Raw genomic sequence first — 7,088 nt, 5'->3', positions numbered from 1 at the left:
AGGATCCAGCGGCCCGACGGATCGCCGTTGAAATGCTGGTTCGCGACCGCGAAGAAGGTTTCGTAGGTGCCCTGCACGATGCCCTGGCTGCCGATGTAGATCCAGCTGCCGGCCGTCATCTGGCCGTACATCATCAGGCCCTTGCGGTCGAGCTCGTTGAAGTGGTCCCAGGTCGCCCAGTGCGGCACGAGGTTCGAGTTCGCGAGCAGCACGCGCGGCGCATCCTTGTGCGTGCGGAACACGCCGACCGGCTTGCCCGATTGCACGAGCAGCGTCTCATCCTCGTTCAGGTCCTTCAGCGACGCGAGGATCTGGTCGAAACATTCCCAGTTGCGCGCCGCGCGGCCAATGCCGCCGTACACGACGAGCGCATGCGGATGCTCGGCGACTTCCGGATCCAGGTTGTTCTGGATCATCCGGTACGCGGCTTCCGCGAGCCAGGTCTTGCAGGTCTTCTCGCTGCCGCGCGGTGCGCGGATCGTGCGCGTCGGGTCGAGACGGGGATCGATGTGTTTCGGATGGTTCATGACGACTGCTCCCGAAGGAAGATGAAGTTCAATACGAATTCAGAAATGCCCGGTGAAGCGATAACGCCCGCCGGGATGCCACAGATTCGCCACCGACGCGACGACGCCTTGCGACCAGGTGCGCCGATGCAGGACCAGGCACGGCTCGACGTCGTCCATCCGAAGCTGCTCGCGCATGGGCTGCGCGGGTGCGGCCGCTTCGATCCGGTACTCGACGCGCTGCAGCGGCGCCGCGCGCATCAGGTACTGGTTCGGCGTCGTGTTCGTGAAATCCTGCGCGGCATAATCCGGCGCGATCGCCGGATTCACCCACCGCTCTTCGAGCTGCACCGGCTCGTCGTTCTCGAAATGCAGCACCTGAGAATGGAACAGCGGCGCGCGCACCGTCACCTGCATCTCGTCCGCGAGCGGCTCGTCGGCCCGGACGGTGTCGAGGCCGAGCACCCGCGCGTGATAGCGGTGCCCGCGCGCCGCCACTTCCTCGGAGATGCTGCGGATCGCCACCAGGGTCGACTCGTACTTCGGCCGCGCGACGAACGTGCCCGCGCCCTGCACCCGCGTGATCACCTGCTCGGCCGTCAACTCGCGCAGCGCGCGGTTGACGGTCATGCGTGCGACCTTGAACTCGCGGGCCAGCTCGTTCTCGGACGGCACCTGATCGCCTTCCGCCCATTCGCCGGCATGAATGCGAGCCAGGATGAAGTCCTTGATCTCCTGGTAGACCGGTGCGCTCATCGGCTTACTGTTCCGACACGAACGAGAACGGGCTGTGCTGCGCGAACGCACGCTCCTCGACCAGCTTCGCGATCACCGCGATATCCGGTGCGAAGTAGTGATCCAGCGCATAGTGCGCGACCTTGCTGCGGACCGTCTCCATCACCGCCGCGAGCTTCGGGCTCGTATGGTGCGGTGCGCGCAGGTCGACGCCCTGCGCGGCGGCGAGCAGCTCGATCGCGAGGATGTGCTTCGTGTTGTCGGCGATGTCGGCGAGCTTGCGCGCCGCGAACGTCGCCATCGATACGTGGTCTTCCTGGTTCGCCGAGGTCGGCAGCGAATCGACCGACGCCGGATGCGCGAGCGTCTTGTTTTCCGATGCCAGCGCAGCGGCCGTCACGTGCGCGATCATGAAGCCCGAGTTCACGCCGCCATCCTTGACGAGGAACGGCGGCAGGCCCGACAGCGTCGCGTCGATCAGCAGCGCGATGCGGCGTTCCGCGAGCGCGCCGATTTCCGATGCGGCGAGCGCGAGGTTGTCCGCCGCGAACGCGACCGGTTCCGCGTGGAAGTTGCCGCCCGACAGCACTTCGCCGGTGTCCGGGAAGATCAGCGGGTTGTCCGACACCGCGTTGGCCTCGATGAGCAGCACATCGGCCGCGTGGCGCATCTGGTCGAGACAGGCGCCCATCACCTGCGGCTGGCAGCGCAGGCTGTACGGATCCTGCACCTTGCCGCAGTCGCGGTGCGACAGGTTGATCGCCGAACCGTCGAGCAGCGCGCGGTAGGCCGCCGCCGCGTCGATCTGGCCCTGGTGGCCGCGCAGTTCGTGAATGCGCGCGTCGAACGGCTTCACCGAGCCGGCCGCCGCATCCACCGACAGCGCGCCCGCGACGAGCGCGGTGCGGTACAGATCCTCGATCGCGAACAGGTTGTCGAGCGCCAGCGCCGTCGATGCCTGCGTGCCGTTCAGCAGCGCGAGGCCTTCCTTCGCCTGCAGCGTCAGCGGTGCGAGGCCCGCGACACGCAGGCCGTCGATCGCGCTTGCGCGCTCGCCGCGGATGAACACTTCGCCGACGCCCAGCAACGTCGCCGACATGTGCGCGAGCGGCGCGAGGTCGCCCGACGCGCCGACCGAACCCTTCACCGGGATCAGCGGGAGTACGTCGGCATTGAACAGCTTGACGAGCGCGTCCATCACTTCGCGGCGGATGCCCGAATGGCCGCGGCCGAGGCTCGACAGCTTCAGCGCGATCAGGAGCCGCACCGACGAGCGCGCCATCGGCTCGCCGACGCCGACCGCGTGCGACAGCACCAGGTTCTTCTGCAGCAGTTCGAGCTGGTCGTGCGGGATATGCGTGCTGGCCAGGCGGCCAAAACCCGTGTTGATACCGTAGGCCGGCTCGCCCTTCGCCGCGATGTCGGCAACGGCCTTCGCACCGGCGTCGATCTTCGCGAAGCTCGCCGGGTCGAGCGTGATCTGCACCGGTTCGCGCGCGATCTGGCGCAGTTGCGGCAGGGTCAGGTGGCCGGGGGTCAGCGTAATCATGTGAGCATCCTGTCTATACAAGTTCGGAATAGATGCAGTGTAGTGATCCGAACTTGTATAGACAAGCGGTATTCGCTGATTTCGACTCGGGAGTTTCCCTGATGCGCGCTGCCGCCCGGCTACGCGCGCGATCGTGCCCCGTCAAGGTGGCCTGCGCATGCGCCGCATACGGTGCCGAACCGCGCCGCCGGAGCGCCGGGCCGATCCGGCGTCAGCCGCGCGTCCACGCCACGCATGCCGCGTAGCCGGGCGCCGCATCGAGCCATGCGGCCTCGAACGCGGCCACGCCGGCCGCCGCCGATGCCGGCGCGACGATCTGCACGGCGGGCGTCGCCGGATCGCGCGGCGGCACGACCGCGAATGCGTTCAATCCGCCCGCGATGCCGGTGCCGAGCGCCTTGAGAAGCGCCTCCTTCGCGGCCCAGATACGCATGAACGCATCCGCCCGGACGGCATCCGGCACGGTATCGAGATAGGTGTTTTCGCCGGCCGTGCAGACCTCGCGGGTCAGCCCGCGCCAGCCCCGCACACGACCGCATCGTTCGATGTCGACGCCGACCCGGCCGGCAGGCGCCCACGCAATCAGCGCATGATCGCCCGCGTGCGACACGTTGAAATCGAGCGACGCCCGATGCGCCGGATCGAGCGCCGGACGCCCTGCATCGGCGACAACCAGCCGCACGGCCGCGGGCGCCACGCCGAGTGCGGCGCCCAGCACGTCACGCAGCGCGACACGCGTCGCAGCGCTGCGCTGCGCATCCTCGACGCGCAGGAAGCGCAGCGCCCGCGCATGCTCGGCCTCGCTCAGCACGGCAAACGCGGGCGACGCGAGCGGCACGCGCCAGTCGAAATCGATCCGCACGACCTGCACGCCGGCGCGCCGCGCGGCGGCCGGCAAGTCGAGCGCATGTGCGCGATAGGCGCGGCAGGAAGGATCGGAAGCGGACGGGGTTGGCATCGACAGTCGGCGCGGGCGGAAAAACGCCCGATGTTAATCGATCGCCTGTCCCGCGCGTCGCGCGGCACAACGGGCCGTGCCCGATCAACCGCCCGCGGCGACACCGTCGCGTTCGCCCGCATGCGCATGACGCATGCGCGCCGCCGCATGCCGCGCATGGACAACGCCCGGCGCATCGGCCGGCAGCGCGCCGTGTTGCAGCCAGTGCAGCGCGAGCGGCCATAGCGCATCGGCAAAGCGGCTGTGGAAAAACGCGAAATGCCCGATCGCCTCGACGCCCACATGACGCGGCGCGATGCGCAGATGCGTGACGTCGCTGCCGGTGTAATAGCCGATCAGCCGCTCGATCGCGGCGACGGTGCCGAATGCGTCGTCGTCGAGACCAATCGCCAGCATCGGCGCGCGCATCGCCGCGAAGCGCGCGGGCAATTCGGCGCGGCTCGCAACGCTCTCTGCGTTCGGCGCGCGCACGTAGGCGTCTTCGAAACGCGGCCGCGAGCGTGCCCACGACAGCGCGACGCCGCGCGGCGTATCCTCCATCCAGCCGAGCCGCTTTGCCGGCACATAGCCGCAGACCGCCGCGAGCGCCGGCATCGCGACGTGCCATTTCCACCACATGCGCCGACGCTCGACCGACATGTAATCGCGCCAGTATGCGTACTGCGAACCGACCGTCAGTGCACGCCGCACCTGTACGTTCGACGGCGCGAGCCCGAGCACGAAACCGCCGACGCTGTGCGCGACGACGTCGATCGGCTGGCCGGGAAATGCCTCGCACGCGTAACGCAGCGCGGCTTCGCAATCGAGCCGGCCCCAGTCGAGCCAGTTTGCGCGCAGCCCCGCCAGCCGCGCGGGACGCGACCCGCCGATGCCGCGATAGTCGTAGACCAGCACGTCGCGGCCCTGCGCAAACAGCCATGCGGCAAAGCGGAAGTAATAGTCGCAGCGCACGGCCGTCGCGCAGTTGACAACCGTGACAGGCCGGCCAGCCGCGCCGCCGCGGTGGCGCCAGACATGGCCGCGCAGCGCGTAACCGTCCGCCGCCTGCAACGCGACCGGTTCCGGCAGCGACGTCTCTCCCGCCGGGCTGCCACGCACTGCGCCGGCAGTTTCGTTCGAAAGCGTCATCGTGTCTCCCGGCAGGCGCCGGCCGACCGGCTCCCGCCTCGTTGTCTGGTTATCGCGATCGGGCCGCGCGCAGCCCCCTTCAACCGTCCCTTTCAACCGCCGCCTGCGACCGCCCTGAGTCAGCCGAGCCGGAATGCCGCTTCGAAGCACGCCGCGAACGCGTCGAATTCAGCTTCCGGCAAATGATTGATGCCGCCCGCACGCTTGCGTCCGCCGCCGGTCGCGAAGCCGCGGCAGAAATCGTCCGCGCCGAGCGGGCGGCCGTCCGGCACGCGCACGCTGACCACGAACCCGCCCCCGGCGCGAGGCGACAGCACCGCCAGCGCGGCACCCGGTTCGCGACGCATCCGCTCGTTCGAGAGCATGCCGGTCGCACGGCGCGCCCACGCCTGATCCGGCAGACATATCAGCGCCGCGCCCGGCACTTCGCGCAGCGGCGTCAGCGCGCAGGCATGCGCCATGTCGCTCCGGTAGCCGTCGCTCAGTGCCGCGAACACCGGCATGCCGTGCACGAAATCGAGCGGATCGACGCACGGCAGCATCGCATCGGCGAGCGCGGCCGGATCGAAGTGCAGGTCGCCGACACATTCGCCGTACGCGTTGTAGTTCAGGTACAGCCCCAGTTCCGCAAGCGTGTGCACGTCTGCCTCGTCCGTGCCGTGCGCACGTGCAAGCGCTGTGCCGAGTGCCGGCAGCTCGTCGCCGAACGCGGCGACGATCGCCCAGCGCACATGACGCCCGCCGAGATGACGATTGACGAGTTCGCTCGTGCAGACATCCGCCGCCGTGTCGATATGCGCGTCGAAACGCGGATCGTCCGGCAGCTCGCCCGCGAAATGATGGTCGAAATAGCGCACCGCGACGCCATCCCGCAGCAACCGCGCGACGGCGTCGCGATTCTGGTCGTGCGACACGTCGAGCACGGTGATCCGGTCTCCGGCGCGTGCATCGATCCGCGCGAGCAGCCGCACGTCCCGCTTCACGCCCGTCACGAGCGCACCGTTCGCGCCTTCGGCGAGCCGCAATTGCTGAAGCGCGCACAGACCGTCCGCGTCGCCGTTGAACGCGAAGAAGTGCCGCCCTGCGTCGAATCCCTGCATCGTGTTTCCTTGTCATGCGCCGGCGCGTGAAACCGCAGCCGTTCGCGTCGCGCGCCAAAGCGCCAAAGCGCCAAAGGCATTAGTGTCGGATACCGCGTGCGAGCCGTCCATCTCCGCCGCGACGATCGGTGCCGCAGCGCGCATATCGAAGCCCGGGAACCGCGCTCGCATCGCATCAGGAGATGCCGGCGACGCCTTTCCGTTTCCGTGCAATCCGCGGCCGAAGCCCGGCGAATGTGGCGAGAAACGCCGCACTGAAACATGCCGCCAGCATAATCATCGGCCTGACTGAGGGTCGCATCGACAAACGGACACGCTCGCCGAGCTGTAACAGGAAACCGTAACCAGCGGTAATCCTTGCACCTTCACGCGGGACCTGAACCATCCGCCGTACGCCACCACCCTCCGGCGGCATACGCGCTGCTGCGCCGAAAGCCTCATACCTTACGTGCCGTTACGCGATACACATCTCGTTACAGCCGCCCCATCTCGCTCGGTTAAAGTCGGTTTCCAATTAATTTAAATCATCATATTTAAATATCAATTGGCGTAGTCAATAACAACACCCTCTCTCCACAACACAGCCGGCACGTGCGAAACGCATGCGCCGGCGGAGAGTTGGCGGCGTCCAAAGCCGCCACGCGTTCGGCCCCGCCCGTGCCACGGATGGCCCGTTGAACGTCGCTTGTCGATCCCCCGATAGCTGCACCGGACACCCCGAGCGCGCCCCGTCGCGCACAGGTCAGTCGCGGCGTTGCGTCGGGAGGCGCCTCGGTTGCGCGGCAACCGCAACTCGCACCTTTGAACAGGAAAAACCCGATGCGAAGAATCGCCCCGCTAGTTCTCTCCCTGATCGTCCCCGTCATGCTGGCCGCCTGTGGCGGCGACGACGGCGGCAGCAGCACCTCGGCCAGCGCCCTCAAGGGCTGGAATGGCGGCTGGAGCCGCAACAATACCGGCACGTCGACGGGCACGACCTCCGGCAGCACGACGTCCACGTCAGGCAGCACGTCGACGTCGACCTCCACCTCGACCACGACGACCGCCTCGAGCGGCCCCGGCTTCCCGGTCGCCGGTCCGTGGATGACGTACTACGGCGACGCGTCGGGCCT

The 7,088-nt window shown here is 68.2% G+C and carries 5 protein-coding genes and 2 pseudogenes; 1 reads left to right on the top strand and 6 read right to left on the bottom strand.

The features are described 5' to 3' along the window. The 6 genes and pseudogenes from KH616_RS19175 to KH616_RS19150 form a co-directional block, all read right to left on the bottom strand. Nucleotides 1-527, bottom strand: a pseudogene (locus tag KH616_RS19175) (urocanate hydratase); the annotation flags it as partial. A gap of 39 nt (nucleotides 528-566) precedes the next feature. Further along, nucleotides 567-1,262, bottom strand: a complete 696-nt coding sequence (gene hutC, locus KH616_RS19170) for a histidine utilization repressor (RefSeq protein WP_292249718.1) — start codon at nucleotides 1,260-1,262, stop codon at nucleotides 567-569. 4 nt (nucleotides 1,263-1,266) lie between these two features. After that, nucleotides 1,267-2,790 carry a histidine ammonia-lyase gene (hutH, locus tag KH616_RS19165; RefSeq protein ID WP_292249717.1) on the bottom strand — a complete coding sequence of 508 codons (1,524 nt, stop codon included), beginning with the start codon at nucleotides 2,788-2,790 and terminating at the stop codon, nucleotides 1,267-1,269. A 211-nt stretch (nucleotides 2,791-3,001) separates the two neighbouring features. After that, the gene (locus KH616_RS19160) at nucleotides 3,002-3,748 is read right to left on the bottom strand and encodes a 4'-phosphopantetheinyl transferase superfamily protein (RefSeq protein ID WP_292249716.1); all 747 of its coding nucleotides are present in this window, start codon (nucleotides 3,746-3,748) and stop codon (nucleotides 3,002-3,004) included. Nucleotides 3,749-3,832: 84 nt separating this feature from the next. Beyond that, a complete protein-coding gene (locus KH616_RS19155; RefSeq protein WP_292249715.1) occupies nucleotides 3,833-4,876 on the bottom strand; it encodes an alpha/beta fold hydrolase in 1,044 nt (347 codons plus the stop codon). A gap of 119 nt (nucleotides 4,877-4,995) precedes the next feature. Further along, the gene (locus tag KH616_RS19150) at nucleotides 4,996-5,976 is read right to left on the bottom strand and encodes an acetyltransferase (protein ID WP_292249714.1); all 981 of its coding nucleotides are present in this window, start codon (nucleotides 5,974-5,976) and stop codon (nucleotides 4,996-4,998) included. Nucleotides 5,977-6,795: 819 nt separating this feature from the next. Between KH616_RS19150 and KH616_RS19145 the strand changes: the two are divergent. Continuing rightward, a pseudogene (locus KH616_RS19145) lies at nucleotides 6,796-7,088 on the top strand (hypothetical protein); the annotation flags it as partial.

The sequence above is a fragment of the Burkholderia sp. genome, from assembly GCF_018375725.1.
Taxonomy (GTDB): Bacteria; Pseudomonadota; Gammaproteobacteria; order Burkholderiales; family Burkholderiaceae; genus Burkholderia.
This window is presented reverse-complemented; position numbering and strand designations above follow the sequence as displayed.

Excerpts from the sequence above, each read along its gene's own strand:
- hutC (WP_292249718.1), bottom strand. The coding sequence starts at position 1,262 with ATGAGCGCACCGGTCTACCAGGAGATCAAGGACTTCATCCTGGCTCGC.
- hutH (WP_292249717.1), bottom strand. The coding sequence starts at position 2,790 with ATGATTACGCTGACCCCCGGCCACCTGACCCTGCCGCAACTGCGCCAG.
- KH616_RS19160 (WP_292249716.1), bottom strand. The coding sequence starts at position 3,748 with ATGCCAACCCCGTCCGCTTCCGATCCTTCCTGCCGCGCCTATCGCGCA.
- KH616_RS19155 (WP_292249715.1), bottom strand. The coding sequence starts at position 4,876 with ATGACGCTTTCGAACGAAACTGCCGGCGCAGTGCGTGGCAGCCCGGCG.
- KH616_RS19150 (WP_292249714.1), bottom strand. The coding sequence starts at position 5,976 with ATGCAGGGATTCGACGCAGGGCGGCACTTCTTCGCGTTCAACGGCGAC.